The sequence below is a fragment of the Acidovorax sp. FG60 genome (genome assembly GCF_057808995.1).
The window spans coordinates 1-13,756 of sequence record NZ_JBMDJC010000039.1; the positions used below are offsets into that span (position 1 = coordinate 1).

Consider the following 13,756-nt stretch of genomic DNA (forward strand, 5'->3'; position numbering starts at 1 on the left):
CCAGATGGACAAACCCAGCAGAGTTGGCTATGGGCTGCACCGGCGAAACACTCAACCCGCCAAATCAGCGAGGTACTGGAGCGCATCGACCTGCTTTACACGCTGGACGTTCATAAGCACCTGGCAGACATCCCCGATCTCATCTTGCGCCGCTACGCGCGCCGACTTGTCTCCAGGCCGCCCTCAGCCGGAGCCAAGATCAAAGAGCCAGCGCGCACCGTGGAGGTCGCATGCTTTCTTCGGTATTGCCTGTTCACCACCACAGACCAGTTGATCCTTATGGTGCAGCGCCGGATCGCCGATCTGTGGCGTCAGGCTGCCGCCGATGTCCCCGCTACCGTCAATTGGGCCGCAATGTACAAAACGCTGCTCGGCGAACTTGTTGCCTTGAGCGCGCAAGGTGCGGTGCCAGATGCTGAGTTGCGTGCCCGTCTTGAAGCCTTGATCACCGAAACCCAGAAACGCAAACCACCGAGCAGGGCCTCCCTGGTCCGCGAGGGATTGATTGATGGAATTCGCCCCGTGCGGTCGTTGCTCGTCGCCATTGCAAAGCTGCCCTGGCAGGCCACCGGCGAGCATCCTGCCATCGAGTACCTTGCCAAGCTGCAAGCTTTATATCTCAAAGGATCCAGAAAGCTGCCAGTTGAAGTGGTGGCACCAAGTCTGGGAATGATCTGGCAGGTTTCGATCTCCAGCCCAGACCGGGAACGGGCGTTTCAGGCGTTGGAGGTGGCCACCCTGTTTGCCCTGCGCCGCGCGGTGCGCAATGGCTCGGTCTGGATTGAGCACAGCCTGAGCTTTCGGGGTCGTGCGCGCTTGTTCTTCACGGACGAGCGTTGGCAGGCAGAGTCCAAGAAACACTATGCCCGTCTATCGTTACCCAGCAAGGCTGCCACTTTCTTGAAGCCTTTGCTGGCCAGAGTAACTGCCGGTGTCGATGCGGTGGCCGCTGCAGCCCGCAGTGGCGTACTGCGCGTGGATGATGAACTCCATTTGTCGCCATTGCCCGCAGAGGACGAAGACCCAGAAGTGACCAAGCTGCGCGCGGCTTTGGATCACCGCATCGGTGAGGTTCAATTGCCGGAAGTGATTCTGGCCGTTGACGCCCAGGTGCGCTTTAGCTGGATCATGCTCGGACGTGAGCCGCGCTCTACCGACGAGCTGCTGATGGTCTATGCCGGCATCATGGCCCACGGCACCAGTCTGACTGCGGTCGAATGCGCGCGCATGATTCCGCAATTGTCTGCCACCAGCATTCGCCAGGCCATGCGCTGGGCGCGGGACGAACGGCGTCTGAGCCAGGCCTGCCAGGCTGTGCTGGAATTCATGCAGCGACACCCGATTGCCGCCACCTGGGGGCGGTCCGATTTGGCATCTTCTGACATGATGGGGTTCTAAGCCGGAACCGCCGAAAATTCCGTCAGCCGATCAACGTGGCTTGTCCCGCGCCCGGTCGATGGGGTAGACCCAACAGTCGTGTCACTAGCCGCCATTTCGATCACGGCAATGCCAGCCGGACGTCACGTCCAGATTGTTCCGGTCTGGATGAGGCCGACTGACGTCTCGGATGACGGGTGGCATACAACTGCTGTGAGTCCTGCAGGGGGGCAGCTGCCTGACCGGACGGCGAGCATCAGCCCATCTCATGTATTAGTCATGTCAGCTTTGACACTGCGCACGCGACGGCACCCGACCCATTGCAGCCGGTCATCTTTCAAACACCAGCTGCCGAACTTAGGCCGACAGCCGCCAACTGCCCCGCGCTGAATTGACTAGCGTTCGCTCCATGAAGTTTGAGTGGCCATTGATTTCATTCGACGGGGGTACAAGCGGGACGCCCTCAGTCCCCAACAATTTTCCGCTCTCGGATCAGCTTGCCGAATCGCACACCGTCCTCCAGCGCTTTGGCATGGAATTGAGCGGGCGTCATCGGTGCTGGCTCGCCACCGAGTGCCGCGATGCGCTCGCGTGGACCGGGCAAGGCAAGAGCCTTGTTGATCTCGCGGTTGAGCCGATTAACGAAGTCAGCAGGCGTGCCGGCGGGGGCGTACAGCCCGAACACGGTGTCCGCATCGAAGCCTTTTAGGCCGACCTCGTCGAGCGTCGGCACATCCGGGAACAAGGGCGAGCGCTTCAAACTCCCAACCGCCAGCAGCTTGAGTTTGCCGGCCTTGATGTGCGGCATCGCCACGCCGGGATCGAATAGGAAATCCAGCTGTCCGGCCAGTAGATCAGTCAATGCCGGGGCTGCACCCCGATAGGGGACGTGCGTGGCGAACACGTTCGCCTGCGACTTCATCATCTCTGCCGCCAGGTGCGGAGAACTGCCATTGCCGGGAGAGCCGAATGACAGCTTGCCCGGCCTGGCCTTGAGTTGTGCAAGAAATTCCTTGGCATCCTTCGCGGGAAAGCCCGGCGATGTGACCAGGAACACGAGCACCCGTGCAACCGCAGCCACGGGCTCCAAATCTTTGGAAGGGTCGAACGACATTTTGGGATAGATGTGCGGATTGACCGACACCATGCCTTCCGAACTCATCAGCAAGGTGTAGCCGTCGGGCGCCGCGCGGGCCACTGCCTCCCCGCCGATGTTGCCGCCCGCGCCGCTCCGGTTCTCCACAACCACGGGCTGGCCCAAGGCCTCCTGCAAGGACTGCGTGACTGAGCGTGCGATCTGGTCCGCGGCGCCACCGGGTGGAAAGTTGACGATGATCTTGACTGGTTTAGACGGTCATGCTTGGCCCAATGCCAGGCATGGCACCACCAGGGACAGCGCCGCGACGGCTGCCATCACCGCGCGCCTGCCAGCCTGCGCGCGGGGGCGGCAGGCAAAACCTAATTTGTTCATGGGTGTCTCCAGGTGTGTATATGCGCGACGTGTGGCCGGAACGTGGCGTAGCCACTCCCGGCCGGTCTCAGGCGCCAAGGGAACGCGCCGGACTCAGTCCAGCGAAATGCCGCGTTCCTTGATCAGGCGTGGCCAGAACTGGCCTTCCTGGGCCCAGTGCTTTTGCATGGTCGCGGCGTCGGAGGGCGTCGGCTCAATGCCCATGGTGGCGAACTGGGTCCGCACGGCATCCGACTGGATGGCCTTTTGCAGCTCGGTGCTGAGCTTGGCCACGATCTCCTTGGGTGTGGACGACGGAACGACGAGGCCCTGCCACGCTACGGCCTCGGTATCTGTGTAGCCCAACTCCATCAGCGTGGGCACATCCGGCATGGATGCCAGGCGCGACTTGGAGAAGGTGGCAAGCGGCTTGAGCTTGCCGGCCTTCATCATTTGCATGCCAGCAGCCGAGTCCACCACCATCAGCGGCAACTGCCCACCCACGACGTCCTGGATCGCTGGCGCCGCGCCGCGGTAGGCCACATGCACAAGGTCTACGTTGTTGCGGGCCTTGAGCATCTCCATGGCCAGGTGGTGCGGGCTACCGACGCCTGGCGTGGCAAAGCTGAGCTTGCCTGGGTTGGCCTTGGCGGCCGCGATCAGTGCCTTCACATCGCTATAGCCAGCATTCGGGTTGACGGCCAACAGCAACGGGAACCGCGCCATCATGCCAATGGACGTGAAGTCCTTCTGCGGGTCGTACGAAAGCTTCTTGAACAGGGCCGTGTTGAACACAAGCGTGCCGTTGTCGGCCGTGAATACGGTGTAACCGTCACCCGGCGACTTGGCCACGTTCTCGGCGCCAATCACCGTGGCACCGCCTGGCTTGTTGTCGATCAGCACTGGCTGGCCGAGCTGTGTGGACAGTTGTGAGCCCACTGCACGCCCCAGCGCATCCGAGCCACCGCCGGCCGCGTAGGCCACGACCCAGCGCACAGGCTTCGCGGGAAAGTTGTCGGCGTGGGCTGCGCCAAGGTAACTGCTGGCCACGAAGGTGGCTGCCATCAAGAGGGAACGTCGGGTCGTCATGTTGTCTCCGTTAGTTGAGGAAGGGAAAGTGTTTTATTGAGCGGCTGGCGTCGCTTAGCCGGTTTGGCGTGCCTGAACCAACCGCACGATCTGCAGTAGCGTGCGTGTGCAGGGCACAGGAACGCCAAAGGTCACTGCAGCGGCCACCACCGCGCCGTTGATGAACTCGATTTCGGTCGGCCTGCCGGCCAGCACGTCCTGCAGCATTGAGGGCTTGTGGCCCACATGGCGTGCGATGGCGTCGGCCACGCGCGCCTTGCAGGCATCTGCGTGGACCGCGATGCCCTGCGCCTGCGCGACGGCCAGCACCTCGTCGACCACGGCGAACGCCAGGGCCCGACCGTCTTCGATCGCGCCAAGTTGGTCCACCGTGCACTGGGTCGCGGTGCAAATGCTGTTGAGGGCAGCGTTGAAGGCCACCTTCTCCCAGATGGCGGTCCACACCGCGGCATCGGCGGTACAGGCTAGACCGGCTTCGTCAAGTGCCTGCGCCACGGTGGCCACGAAAGGCCGATCCTGCCCGTCCGCTGACATCAGCCGCACCACGCCCTGGCCGTGCGAGTGCACATGGCCGGGCCCCACCAGGTCGGCAGGCCAGGTGGTCACGCCGATCAGGATGCGCTCCGCGGAAACGTGCTGGCCGATGACCTCCACGTTGCCCAGGCCGTTCTGCAGCGACAGCACATAGGTCTGGGGGCCGATCAAGCGGGCCACGCCAGCCAGGGCGCTCGCTGTGTGCAGGGTCTTGGTGAACACCAGCACCAGATCCGGCTGGCCTTCGGCCTGTTCCGGTCGGCAGGCGCGCAGGGCGCGGATGTTGCGCTCACCCCGGTCGTTGTGCAGACGCAGTCCTTGCGACTGGATGGCCTGCAGGTGGGCGGCATTCACATCGACCAGCGTCACATCGTGACCCTGCTCGGCCAACAAGCCACCAAACAGCGATCCCATGGCGCCAGCGCCTACGACTGTGATCTTCATGGGGTCCACCTGTCAGAACGGGTAGTGCCGCTCGGTGGTCTGCACCGTGATCCAGCGCAGCTCGGTGAATGCGTCGATGCCGGCGCGGCCGCCGAAGTGGCCATATCCGGACTCCTTCACGCCGCCGAAGGGCATCTGAGGTTCGTCGTGCACGGTCGGCGCGTTGATGTGGCAGATGCCCGACTCGATGCGCTGGGCCACGTTCCAGGCCCGGGCGACATCGCGGCTGAAGACCGCAGCCGACAGGCCGAAGGCGTTGTCGTTGGCGCAAGCAACGGCTGCATCGACGCCTTCCACGCGCACGATGGGCTTGACCGGGCCGAAGCTCTCTTCCTGGTAGATGCGCATGGTGGGCGTCACGTGGTCGAGCAGCGTAGCCGGCATCAGCGTGGAGTCGGCCTTGCCACCGCAGACCAGCGTGGCGCCCTTGGCCAGCGCGTCGTCGATCAGCGCGTTGCAGCGCTCCACCGTACGCATGTCGACCACCGAGCCCAGCACCACCGGACCCTTGCGCGGATCGCCCAGCGGCAGCGCCTGTGCCTTGGCGGCCAGCTTGGCGACGAAGGCGTCGGCGACCCTCGTGTCCACGATGATGCGTTCGGTGGACATGCAGATCTGGCCCGAATTGGCGAAGGCGCCGAAAGCCGCGCCGTTCACGGCGGCGTCCAGGTCCGCATCCTCCAGCACCAGCAGGGGGGCCTTGCCGCCCAGTTCGAGCACGGCCGGCTTGAGGTGCTGCGCGCACAGCGCGGCGATGATCCGGCCCACGTGCGTGGAACCGGTGAAGTTGACGCGGCGCACGGCAGGGTGGGCGACCATGGCCTCGACCACGGCGCCGGCGTCGGCCGGGTCGTTGGTCACGAAGTTCACCACGCCCGGCGGCAGGCCGGCCTCCTGCAGCGCCTCGATGATGAGGCCGTGCGTGGCGGGCGACAGCTCCGAGCCCTTGAGCACGACGGTGTTGCCGCAGGCCAGTGGCGTCGCCACCGCGCGCACACCAAGGATCACCGGCGCATTCCACGGTGCCATGCCCAGTACCACGCCGGCGGCCTGGCGCACGCCCATGGCCAGGCTGCCCGGTACGTCGGAGGGGATGACCTCACCGCCGACCTGGGTGGTCAGCGAAGCAGCTTCCTGCAGCATGCCTGCGGCCACGTGCACATTGAAGCCCGCCCAGATGGCCGAGCTACCGGTCTCCGCTGCCATGGCGGCGGTGAAGGCATCAGCCTTGGCTTCCAGTGCCGCGGCGGCCTTCAGCAGCAGGCCGCGGCGGGCGCCGGGGCCCATGCGCGACCAGGCCGGGAAGGCGCGCTTGGCGGCCTCGACCGCGCGCACGGCATCGGCCACCGAGGCCGCCGGGGCGCGCGTGGCGACCTCGCCGTCCAGCGGGTTGCGCCGCTCGAAGAAGCGTTCGTGGCTGGCCAGGCACTTTTCGCCGTTGATGAGAAGTTGGATCTGCTGCATGTGTGTCTCCACGGGTTGAAATCAAGGGCGCGCGGCGGTCATGCCACGACGAGTTCGATCAGGAGCGGACCAGCGTGGCTCAGCGCACCTGCCAGCGCATCACGCAGGCCCTCGGGCTGCTCGACACGCAGGCCCGGCAGGCCGTGGCCCTGTGCCAGCGCCACGAAGTCCAGGCCTTGCAAGTCGGTGCCTTCCGGCTTGTCGCCTAGCGCGTAGCCAAACACGGGGGCGAAGTCCTGCAGCGCGGCGTAGCGCTGGTTGTTCAGGATCACGAAGGTGATGGGCAACTGCAGCTTGGCGGCCGTGAACAGGGCCTGGATCGCGTACAGGCTGGAGCCGTCGCCAATCAGCGCGATGACGCGGCCGGGCAAGCCCAGCTTCTGACGGCCCAGCGCCACACCCACTGCGGCCGGCATGCCATGCCCCAGACCACCGCTGGCCATGGTGTAGAAGGAGTCGGCGCCGCGCATCGGCAGGCAGGCCTGCATGACGCCGCGCGAGCCGGGCGCTTCCTCGACCACCACGTCATCAGGGCCGCGTGCCGCGTCCAGCGCCTGCAGCGCGAAGGCCACGGACATCGGCAGGGACGGCTCGGCACGCGCCGCCGGCCGGCGGGGGTCAGGTGCCCTGCGCGCCGCAGCCGGTGCCGGCGCGGCCAGCAGCGCGGCGACGGCCAGGTGCACGCTGGAGACGATGCCCGTGCCCGCGGGGGTCCACGCCGCCATCTGCGGGTCGTCGACGATCTGCCACAGGTCGGCGCCGGGCGGCATGTGCGGGCCTTGGCCTTCCACGTGGTAGCTGAAGGCCGGCGCCCCCAGCACGACGACGAGGTCGTGGCCGGCCAGCGCTTCGACGATGCGCTCGCGCATCGCGGCCAGGAAGCCAGCAAACAAGGGGTGTTGCTCCGGAAAGCCGCAGCGCGCGCTCATCGGGGCGGTGTAGACGGCCGCCTGGTGGCGCTCAGCCAGCGCCACGACGGCATCGACGGCGCCGTCGCGGTCCACGCCCGCGCCGACCACAAAGGCCGGGCGCAGGCTGCCGTCCAGCGCCTGCGCCAGCTGCGCCAGCATGGCGGGGTCCGGCGCCGTCGCGTGGCTCACCCTGCGGGCGGGCACCCAGTCGGCCGGGCGGTCCCAGTCGTCCGCAGGAATGGAGATGAACACCGGTCCGCACGGCGCCTGCATGGCGATCTGGTAGGCGCGCAGCAGCGCCAGCGGCACGTCTTCCGCGCGCGCCGGCTCGATGGCCCACTTCACGTAGGGGCGCGGCAGCTCGGTGGCCTGGCTGGCCGACAGGAACGGGTCGAAGGGCAGGATGGCGCGCGACTGCTGGCCGGCCGTGACGAGCATCGGCGTCTGGTTGCGAAACGCGGTGAAGATGTTGCCCATGGCGTGCCCGACGCCGGCCGCCGAATGCAGGTTGACCATGGCGGCATTGCGCGTGACCTGCGCGTACCCGTCGGCCATGCCGACCACCACCGACTCCTGCAGGCCCAGCACGTAGCGCATGTCCTTGGGGAAGTCGCGGAACATGGGCAGTTCGGTCGAGCCGGGGTTGCCGAAAACGGTGTCAATGCCGAGGTCCTGCATCAGGCGCAGGAAAGCCTCGCGCACGGTCGGACGGTTGCTGGAGGTGGACATGGTGTTGCAGGCGCTGGTGTCGAAGTGCCTGTAGTGTCGAAGCACCTTGACATTTGGGCAACAATATGGACCTACTAAGTGATATTGGATAAACCAATAAATGGAACAGCTCGACCTGAACCTGTTACGCGTGTTCGACGTGGTCTACCGCACCCGCAACGTGAGCCGCGCGGCCGAGCTGCTCGGCATGTCGCAACCGTCCACGAGCCAGGCGCTGACCCGGCTGCGTTTGGCGCTGGGTGATCCGCTGTTCGAGCGCATACGCGGCGGTGTGCGGCCCACGCCGCGCGCTGAAGATCTGGCCCGCTCCGTCCAGTCAGGGTTGGCGCAAATCGAGGCTGGCCTCGCGTCGGAGAACGCATTTGATCCGGCACGGTCCTCCGCCGAGCTTCGCATCCATCTCACCGACATTGGCGAGGCGCGCTTCCTTCCGCCGCTGATGGGCGAGATGAGGCGTCTCGCGCCAGGCATTCAGCTACGGGCCAGAGCCTGGCCGCAGCAGGAAATTGGCGCGGCGCTGGACAGCGGCGACATCCACCTGGCCATCGGTTTTCTGCCCGAGCTCACCACCTCGGCCCATGCGAAGCTCTTGACAGATCGTTATGTCGTGCTGCTGCGCGCAGACCACCCCGTGGCGCAGCAAGCCAGGCTGACACTGCGCAAGATGCAGTCTCTCGACTGGATTGCGGTGCGTTCGCACACGCAAACGCTGCAGATGCTGCGGGCGGCCAACCTGGACTGCAAGGTCACGCTGACGACCTCGACCTTCTTGGCGCTGCCCGACATCGTGAAGAATACCGATCTGGCCGTACTGATGCCGCAGCAGATCGCGCGGGAGTTCATGCCGGCTAACCGTCTCAAGTTGCTCGACTTCGACCTGCCGTCCAACGACTTCACTGTATCTGTCCACTGGAGCCGGCGCCATGCGCATTCGCCCTTGGTGAGGTGGAGCCGCGAGGTACTGCTGCGACTGTTTCAACGTGACTAAAACAATTTGGCTGCGGGGCGTATTGGGAACTCCGAGCGGGTTGCCTTGAAAGTTGCGAAAGTCGTGGACGGTAGGGCTTGCATAGCGCACCGGCGCTTGGGGTAACGAGCGGCCGCTTTGCCCGAAATCGGAACTTTGGGTGTCAATGACCAGTGACAGCTCCTGGCCGCCTGCCGCCGACCGCGGTCTGGCTCGAAAGCAGTCTGTCAACGCGCCGTTTCATTGTTGCCATGATCATATCTTAATCGCGCACAGGCGGCCACAGGCGGGCAGTATGAACCAGCGTCAGTATCCACACCGTTTCGCCGTCGATCTGATACACCAGGCGATAGCTTTCGTGCGGGATCAACTCGCGGGTCCCGGGAATCTTTCCCGGCTTGCCCAGCATGGGGTGCTGGATCAAGCGGGCGGCCGCGTCGCTGAAAATCTCATCCATCCGGGCCGCCGCGCGCGGATTGTCGGCTGCGATGTAGTCCCACACATCGGCACGGTCTTGCTGCGCTTCGGGCGTCCAAACAACCCTCACGCCTGGCTCGCCACACTGGCACGCCGTGCGGCGAATTCGGCCTCAACTTCATCGTTCGACCGCCCCAATCCAGCGCGCATCGAAGCCCGGCCGGCTTCGACCTTGCGGCGCAGGAACTCGTCGTACTCGCGCGACTCGCGCTGGCGCTGAACGAACTCGCGCATCAGCTCGCGCAGCACTTGCGACGCCGGGCGATGGGCCGCCTCGGCTTCGGCCATAAACTCGGCGCGCAACTCAGGCTCCAGCTTCATCGTGAAAACGGCTTGTTTTGACATGATCGGGGCCTCCTGCCACTTGATACTAACAAAGTATATACGCCGTCATTACTAAGCGCTATTCACAGAACGCTGCAAGGCGGGCGTGCGCTAGGCCAAGGCCTGTCGGAAAACATTTGTTTTTCGACAGGCCTTCAACGGTCCTCTGCACCAACCTCCGAGTGGCCGCAAAATTGTGCGGAAAACTCTGTCGCCAGACGCTACCATACGGAAACCTCGTCTTAATGGTTTTCCGCTTATGTTGGTAGGTTACATGCGCGTGTCGTCGGACTCCGACCGCCAGAGCACGAACTTGCAGCGCGATGCGCTGCTCGCCGTCGGCGTCGATGCGCGGCATCTGTTCGAGGATCATGCTTCCGGCGCGAAGGACGACCGCGCGGGCCTGGCGCGGGCGCTCGAATTCGTTCGCCCTGGCGACGTGTTGGTCGTGTGGAAGCTCGACCGGCTCGGCCGTTCGTTGTCGCACTTGCTCGCCATCGTGACCTCGCTCAAGAAAAAGCAGGTGGCGTTCCGCTCGCTGACGGAGAACCTGGATACCACGACGCCCTCGGGCGAGTTTCTGTTCCAGGTGTTCGGCGCGCTCGCGCAGTACGAACGCGCCTTGATCCAGGAACGTGTCGTCGCCGGTCTGGCTGCCGCCCGCAAACGCGGCCGGATCGGCGGCCGGCCGCAGGCGATCACCGGCGAGAAGCTGGAGGCCATCGTCGCTGCGCTCGATGGCGGCATGTCCAAGGCGGCGGTGTGCCGCAACTTCGGCGTCAAGCGAACCACGCTGATCGAGACCCTGGCACGGGTTGGTTGGACGGGCTCTCGTGGAGCGTCATCGCGATGACGACCAAGAGCGAACGATTGACCGTCCTGTCGGACGCCGAGCAGGAAGCCCTGTACGGCCTGCCGGACTTCGACGACGCCCAGCGGCTGGAATACTTGGCGTTGACTGAAACCGAACTGGCGCTCGCCAGCAGCCGGCCTGGTCTCCATGCCCAGGTCTATTGCATCTTGCAGATCGGTTACTTCAAGGCCAAGCATGCCTTCTTCCGCTTCGACTGGAGTGAGGTCGAGCACGATTGCGCCTTCGTGCTGAGCCGCTACTTCCACGGCGAGTCCTTCGAGCACAAGCCAATCTCCAAGCACGAGCACTACACCCAGCGCGAGTGGATTGCCGATCTGTTCGGCTACCGGCCGTGGGCGGCCGAGTTCCTGGCGCAGCTCGCGCAGCAGGCCGCGCAGACCGTGCGGCGCGACGTGATGCCGGGGTTCATCGCCGCCGAGCTGATCGTCTGGCTAAACGAGCACAAGATCATCCGGCCCGGCTATACCACCCTGCAAGAGCTGGTGAGCGAAGCCCTGTCCGCCGAGCGTCGGCGGCTGGCTGGCCTGCTGTCGGAAGTGTTGGACGAATCGGCCAAGGCCGCGCTGGGTCGGCTTCTAGTGCGTGACGACACCCTGTCGCAATTGGCGGCGCTCAAGCAGGACGCCAAGGACTTTGGCTGGCGTCAGATGGCCCGCGAACGCGAAAAGCGCGCCACGCTGGAGCCGCTGCACCGGATCGCCAAGGCGCTGCTGCCCAAGCTCGGCGTCTCGCAGCAGAATCTGCTGTACTACGCCAGCCTGGCGAACTTCTACACCGTCCACGATCTACGCAACCTGAAGGCCGATCAGACCTACCTCTACCTGCTTTGCTATGCCTGGGTGCGCTACCGGCAGCTTTCCGACAACCTGGTCGATGCGATGGCCTACCACATGAAGCAGTTGGAGGACGAAAGCAGTGCGGGCGCAAAGCAATCCTTTGTCGCCGAGCAGGTGCGCCGTCAGCAAGACACACCGCAGGTCGGCCGCCTGCTGTCGCTTTACATCGACGACAGCGTGCCCGATCCCACGCCGTTCGGCGATGTGCGCCAGCGCGCCTACAAAATCATGCCCCGCGATACGCTGCAAACCACCGCGCAGCGCATGAGCGTGAAGCCGGTGAGCAAGCTGGCTTTGCACTGGCAGGCGGTGGACGGCCTGGCTGAGCGCATCCGCCGCCATCTTCGGCCGCTGTATGTCGCGCTCGACCTCGCTGGCACTGATCCGGGCAGCCCGTGGCTCGTGGCGCTGGCCTGGGCCAAGGACGTGTTCGCCAAACAGCAGCGCCTATCGCAACGGCCGCTCGCCGAATGTCCAGCGGCCACGCTGCCGAAACGCTTGCGACCGTACCTGCTGACCTTCGATGCCGATGGCAAGCCGACGGACCTGCATGCCGACCGCTACGAGTTCTGGCTGTACCGCCAGGTCAGGAAGCGCTTCCAGTCGGGTGAACTCTACCTCGACGACAGCTTGCAGCACCGGCATTTTTCCGACGAGCTGGTTTCGCTGGATGAGAAGGCCGCCGTGCTGGCGCAGATCGACATCCCGTTCCTGCGGCAGCCACTCGATGCCCAGCTCGATGCGCTCGCGACCGAGCTGCGCGCTCAGTGGCTGGCCTTCAACCGCGAGCTGAAGCAGGGCAAGCTGACGCACCTAGAATACGACAAGGACACGCAGAAGCTGACATGGCGCAAGCCCAAGGGCGAGAACCAGAAGGCGCGCGAGAAGGCGTTCTACGAGCAACTGCCGTTCTGCGACGTGGCCGACGTGTTCCGCTTCGTCAACGGCCAGTGCCAGTTCCTGTCGGCGCTGACGCCTTTGCAGCCGCGCTATGCGAAGAAGGTCGCCGACGCCGACAGCCTGATGGCGGTCATCATCGCGCAGGCGATGAACCACGGCAACCAGGTCATGGCACGCACCAGCGACATCCCGTACCACGTGCTGGAGAGCGCCTACCAACAGTACCTGCGCCACGCAACGCTGCACGCGGCCAACGACTGCATCAGCAACGCCATCGCCGCGCTGCCGATCTTCCCGTACTACTCGTTCGACCTCGATGCACTGTACGGTGCCGTCGATGGTCAGAAATTCGGCGTCGAGCGGCCGACCGTGAAAGCGCGCCACTCGCGCAAATACTTTGGGCGCGGCAAGGGCGTGGTCGCCTACACGCTGCTGTGCAACCACGTGCCGCTCAACGGCTACCTGATCGGCGCGCACGATTACGAGGCCCATCACGTGTTCGACATCTGGTATCGCAACACGTCGGACATCGTGCCGACCGCGATCACCGGCGACATGCACAGCGTCAACAAGGCCAACTTCGCTATCCTGCACTGGTTCGGCCTGCGTTTCGAGCCGCGCTTCACCGACCTTGGCGATCAGTTGAAGGAACTCTACAGTGCCGACGATCCGGCGCTGTACGATCAGTGCCTGATCCGGCCGGCCGGGAGAATCGACCGCGATCTCATAGTCAGCGAGAAGCCGAACCTCGACCAGATTGTCGCCACGCTCGGACTGAAGGAGATGACGCAGGGCACGCTGATCCGCAAGCTATGCACCTACACCGCGCCGAACCCCACGCGGCGCGCGGTGTTCGAGTTCGACAAGCTCATCCGCAGCATCTACACGCTGCGCTACCTGCGCGATCCGCAACTGGAGCGCAACGTTCACCGCTCACAGAACCGCATCGAGTCCTATCACCAGCTACGCTCAACCATCGCCCAGGTCGGCGGCAAGAAGGAATTGACCGGGCGCACCGACATCGAAATTGAGATCAGCAACCAGTGCGCCAGGCTGATCGCCAACGCGGTCATCTTCTACAACTCGGCCATCCTCTCGCGGCTGCTGATGAAGTACGAGGCGAGCGGCAACGCCAAGGCGCACGCTCTCCTGACCCAGATATCGCCGGCGGCCTGGCGGCACATCCTGCTGAACGGGCATTACACCTTCCAGAGCGACGGCAAGATGATCGACCTGGATGCGCTCGTGGCGGGGCTGGAGCTGGGATGACGGAAATTTCGGCGGTTCTGGCTTAGAACCCCTTTCACCAGCGTGGCGCCGTCCAAGAACTTGCCGGTCTTGCGGTAGTGCTCGGCCGAGGCCTTTTCGGTGTACACATCG

9 protein-coding genes and 2 pseudogenes are annotated in these 13,756 nt (G+C 64.7%); 4 read left to right on the forward strand and 7 right to left on the reverse strand.

Translation table 11 applies throughout. The features are described 5' to 3' along the window. Positions 1–1,389, forward strand: a pseudogene (locus ACODS0_RS27440) (Tn3-like element IS1071 family transposase); the annotation flags it as partial. A gap of 451 nt (positions 1,390–1,840) precedes the next feature. Here the strand turns inward: ACODS0_RS27440 and ACODS0_RS27445 are convergent. The 5 genes and pseudogenes from ACODS0_RS27445 to mdlC form a co-directional block, all read right to left on the reverse strand. Further along, positions 1,841–2,731, reverse strand: a pseudogene (locus tag ACODS0_RS27445) (Bug family tripartite tricarboxylate transporter substrate binding protein); the annotation flags it as partial. A gap of 210 nt (positions 2,732–2,941) precedes the next feature. Next, entirely contained in the window at positions 2,942–3,916 is a 975-nt protein-coding gene (locus ACODS0_RS27450; protein WP_069105843.1) for a Bug family tripartite tricarboxylate transporter substrate binding protein, read from the reverse strand. Between the two features lie 54 nt (positions 3,917–3,970). Next, on the reverse strand, positions 3,971–4,894 hold the full coding sequence (locus tag ACODS0_RS27455; protein ID WP_069105844.1) for a ketopantoate reductase family protein: 924 nt from the start codon (positions 4,892–4,894) through the stop codon (positions 3,971–3,973). 12 nt (positions 4,895–4,906) lie between these two features. Continuing rightward, positions 4,907–6,358 (reverse strand): aldehyde dehydrogenase, encoded by a 1,452-nt coding sequence (locus tag ACODS0_RS27460; RefSeq protein ID WP_069105845.1) that lies wholly within the window; start codon positions 6,356–6,358, stop codon positions 4,907–4,909. 38 nt (positions 6,359–6,396) lie between these two features. After that, positions 6,397–7,998 carry a benzoylformate decarboxylase gene (gene mdlC, locus ACODS0_RS27465; RefSeq protein ID WP_069105846.1) on the reverse strand — a complete coding sequence of 534 codons (1,602 nt, stop codon included), beginning with the start codon at positions 7,996–7,998 and terminating at the stop codon, positions 6,397–6,399. A gap of 100 nt (positions 7,999–8,098) precedes the next feature. On the opposite strand from mdlC, the gene ACODS0_RS27470 reads away from it, so the two are divergent. Next, positions 8,099–8,986: a LysR family transcriptional regulator gene (locus ACODS0_RS27470; protein ID WP_069105847.1), complete on the forward strand. Its 888-nt coding sequence runs from the start codon at positions 8,099–8,101 to the stop codon at positions 8,984–8,986. A 241-nt stretch (positions 8,987–9,227) separates the two neighbouring features. Here the strand turns inward: ACODS0_RS27470 and ACODS0_RS27475 are convergent, their stop codons facing one another. Together ACODS0_RS27475 and ACODS0_RS27480 are read right to left on the reverse strand one after the other, a co-directional pair. Then, positions 9,228–9,512 carry a type II toxin-antitoxin system RelE/ParE family toxin gene (locus ACODS0_RS27475; protein ID WP_011342942.1) on the reverse strand — a complete coding sequence of 95 codons (285 nt, stop codon included), beginning with the start codon at positions 9,510–9,512 and terminating at the stop codon, positions 9,228–9,230. Next, a complete protein-coding gene (locus tag ACODS0_RS27480) occupies positions 9,509–9,787 on the reverse strand; it encodes a hypothetical protein (RefSeq protein WP_011342941.1) in 279 nt (92 codons plus the stop codon). The genes ACODS0_RS27475 and ACODS0_RS27480 overlap by 4 nt, the downstream gene beginning before the upstream one ends. 238 nt (positions 9,788–10,025) lie before the next feature. On the opposite strand from ACODS0_RS27480, the gene ACODS0_RS27485 reads away from it, so the two are divergent. Together ACODS0_RS27485 and ACODS0_RS27490 are read left to right on the forward strand one after the other, a co-directional pair. Then, positions 10,026–10,619, forward strand: a complete 594-nt coding sequence (locus ACODS0_RS27485) for a recombinase family protein (RefSeq protein WP_012435588.1) — start codon at positions 10,026–10,028, stop codon at positions 10,617–10,619. Then, on the forward strand, positions 10,616–13,645 hold the full coding sequence (locus tag ACODS0_RS27490; protein ID WP_012077404.1) for a Tn3 family transposase: 3,030 nt from the start codon (positions 10,616–10,618) through the stop codon (positions 13,643–13,645). The genes ACODS0_RS27485 and ACODS0_RS27490 overlap by 4 nt, the downstream gene beginning before the upstream one ends. The last annotated feature ends 111 nt before the right edge of the window (positions 13,646–13,756 follow it).

What these genes read in the sequence shown, in the direction of transcription:
- ACODS0_RS27490 (WP_012077404.1), top strand. Translation starts at nt 10,616, where the DNA reads ATGACGACCAAGAGCGAACGATTGACCGTCCTGTCGGACGCCGAGCAG.
- ACODS0_RS27460 (WP_069105845.1), bottom strand. Translation starts at nt 6,358, where the DNA reads ATGCAGCAGATCCAACTTCTCATCAACGGCGAAAAGTGCCTGGCCAGC.
- ACODS0_RS27485 (WP_012435588.1), top strand. Translation starts at nt 10,026, where the DNA reads ATGTTGGTAGGTTACATGCGCGTGTCGTCGGACTCCGACCGCCAGAGC.
- ACODS0_RS27450 (WP_069105843.1), bottom strand. Translation starts at nt 3,916, where the DNA reads ATGACGACCCGACGTTCCCTCTTGATGGCAGCCACCTTCGTGGCCAGC.
- mdlC (WP_069105846.1), bottom strand. Translation starts at nt 7,998, where the DNA reads ATGTCCACCTCCAGCAACCGTCCGACCGTGCGCGAGGCTTTCCTGCGC.
- ACODS0_RS27455 (WP_069105844.1), bottom strand. Translation starts at nt 4,894, where the DNA reads ATGAAGATCACAGTCGTAGGCGCTGGCGCCATGGGATCGCTGTTTGGT.
- ACODS0_RS27480 (WP_011342941.1), bottom strand. Translation starts at nt 9,787, where the DNA reads ATGTCAAAACAAGCCGTTTTCACGATGAAGCTGGAGCCTGAGTTGCGC.
- ACODS0_RS27470 (WP_069105847.1), top strand. Translation starts at nt 8,099, where the DNA reads ATGGAACAGCTCGACCTGAACCTGTTACGCGTGTTCGACGTGGTCTAC.